This is a genomic window from Methylopila musalis, from assembly GCF_042679725.1.
GTDB lineage: Bacteria > Pseudomonadota > Alphaproteobacteria > Rhizobiales > Methylopilaceae > Methylopila > Methylopila musalis.
This window is the reverse complement of record NZ_JBHTMX010000307.1, coordinates 1-2,222: the sequence shown is the minus strand read 5'-3', so window position 1 is coordinate 2,222 and position 2,222 is coordinate 1. Positions and strand designations below refer to the sequence as shown.

Annotated in this window: 2 protein-coding genes and 1 pseudogene; all 3 read right to left on the bottom strand. The window is 69.7% G+C overall.

What is annotated here, in order from left to right; translation table 11 throughout:
* A pseudogene (locus tag ACFQ4O_RS17050) lies at positions 1-196 on the bottom strand (flagellar basal body P-ring formation chaperone FlgA); the annotation flags it as partial.
* Positions 193-981: a flagellar basal-body rod protein FlgG gene (gene flgG, locus ACFQ4O_RS17045; RefSeq protein ID WP_378777505.1), complete on the bottom strand. Its 789-nt coding sequence runs from the start codon at positions 979-981 to the stop codon at positions 193-195. The gene flgG and the pseudogene ACFQ4O_RS17050, both read right to left, overlap by 4 nt.
* Positions 982-1,012: 31 nt before the next feature.
* Positions 1,013-1,756: a flagellar basal-body rod protein FlgF gene (flgF, locus tag ACFQ4O_RS17040; RefSeq protein WP_378777503.1), complete on the bottom strand. Its 744-nt coding sequence runs from the start codon at positions 1,754-1,756 to the stop codon at positions 1,013-1,015.
* Positions 1,757-2,222: the final 466 nt, after the last annotated feature.

Here is a 2,222-nt window from a genome sequence, read left to right as displayed (position 1 = left end):
CGGTGAGGCCGAGATCAGGTGCGCGGAACAGCGCGACGTCGTCGAGCGCCGGATAGGCGCCGTCGATCAGGTCGCCGACGGTGACGAGGTCCGACGACACCAGCGCGTCGGGCCGCAGGCTTGGGCCGGCGAAGGCGGCGCCGGTGGCGAGCAGGGCGGCGAGGCCGGCGGTGGCGAGGCGGATCACGGCGCTCACCGCAGCATGCCGGCGGTGGACTGGAGCATCTGGTCGGCGGCCGAGATCACCTTGGAGTTCATCTCATAGGCGCGCTGGGCCGAGATCAGGTCCGAGATCTCGGTGACCGCGTTGACGTTGGACTGCTCCAGATAGGCCTGAAGGGTGGTGCCGAAGCCTTCGGCGCCCGGATTGTCCACCAGCGGGGTTCCGCTGGCGGCGGTCTCCAGGAACAGGTTGTCGCCCATGGCCTCGAGGCCGGACTTGTTGACGAAGCGGGCGAGCTGGAGCTGGCCCAGCACCTGCGGCGCGGTCTGGCCCTGCAGCGTCGCCTCCACCTGGCCGGTGGAGTTGATGGTCACCGACAGCGCGTTGTCCGGCACGGTGATGCCCGGCTGGACCACGTAGCCGTCGGCGGTGACGAGCTGGCCGGTGGCGTCGAGCTCGAACGAGCCGTCGCGGCTGTAGGCGGTGCGGCCGTCCGGCAGATCGATCTGGAAGAAGCCCTCGCCGCGGATGGCGAGATCGTAGGTCTTCTCGGTCGGGGCGACCGTGCCCTGGCTCATGACCCGGGGCGTCGCCACCAGCTTGACGCCGGAGCCGATGTCCACGCCGGTCGGCAGCAGGGTGCCGGCCTCGGAGGTGGTGGAGCCCACCCGCCGCATGGACTGGTACAGCAGGTCCTGGAACTCCGCCCGCTGGCGCTTGAAGCCGGTGGTGCGCAGGTTGGCGATGTTGTTCGAGATCAGCTCGACATTGGCCTCCTGGGCGGCCATGCCGGAAGAGGCGGTGTAGAGAGCGCGCATCGGTCCTAAATCCCCAAGAGCTTGCGGCGCGTCAGGCCGGCACGTCGGCGAGGCGCTCGATGGCCGAGCGCCGAAGCTCGTCCTGCTTGTCGAGCAGCGAGGCGATGCTGGAGTAGGAGCGGCTGACCTCCACGAGGCGGCTCATCTCCAGCACCGGCTTCACGTTGGACTTCTCGACCGCGCCCTGAAGCACGCGGGTCGCGGGGCCGGCCTCGACCGGCGTCGAGGAGGCGCGGAACAGGCTGGTCCCGTCCTTCTCCAGCGTGGCCATGTCGGCGAAGCGGGCGACGCGGACGCGGCCGCGCACGCCCTCGCTGGTGGCGATGGTGCCGTCCTTGCCGATGGTGAGGCCGGTCTCTGTGGGCGCGAACTGGATCGGCCCCGCGGTGGAGAGCACGCGACGGCCCTCGCTCGTCACCAGCTCGCCGGCGGCGTTCACCTGGAACGCGCCGTTGCGGGTGTAGCGTTCGCCGCCCGGGGTCTCGACCACGAAGAAGCCGTCGCCGGACAGCGCGAGGTCGGTCTCGCCGCCGGTGGTCTGCACGGACCCTTCCGAAAAGTCGTGCCAGGTCGCGCGGTCCTCCACGAAGGAGAGACGGCGGTCCGGCCGCGGAAACGTGTCCGCCCGCGCGGTCGGCATCAGATACTCGTTGAACACCATCTCGTCGGCCTTGAAGCCGGAGGTGTTCATGTTCGCGACATTGTTCGCGATGACGTCGAGCTCGCGCCGCAGAGCGATCTGCCGCGACAGCCCGACCAGAGCCGCGTTCTCCACCAAACGCTCCTCAAGTCCAGGGTTCCGTTCCGTCGGACCTTTGTGGGCGATGCGTCCTCCCCGACGACCGCCCGATCCGCTTGAACCCCGTCTCGCAGCCGGCGTGCCAAGTGGAGGATCGTTGAAAATTGAGCCGTCTCGCCTGATCCGGCGGCGGGCGAGCGCTGGAGCGTTCCGCGCAGGCGGCGCAAAATGCCCGGCAGGATTTGCCGGGTTAATGGGGCGTTAACCTTTCCGACCTATCCGTTAACCACGCGCCGGACGACCGGACGGATGTGGCGGGACGCAAGGGCTCATGGCGAACACGGACGGCGACGGCGCCCAGGCCGCGGCGAAGGCCAAAAAGAAGAAGCTGATCCTGATCGGCGGGGCGGCGGCGGTCGCGCTGGCGATCGGCGGCGGCGCGGTCCTGTTTCTGGGCGGCGGCGCGGGCGACGACGCCTGTCATGGCGGCGCCGAGACGGCC

Coding starts and splice junctions, on each gene's coding strand:
- flgG (WP_378777505.1), bottom strand. CDS start 981: ATGCGCGCTCTCTACACCGCCTCTTCCGGCATGGCCGCCCAGGAGGCC.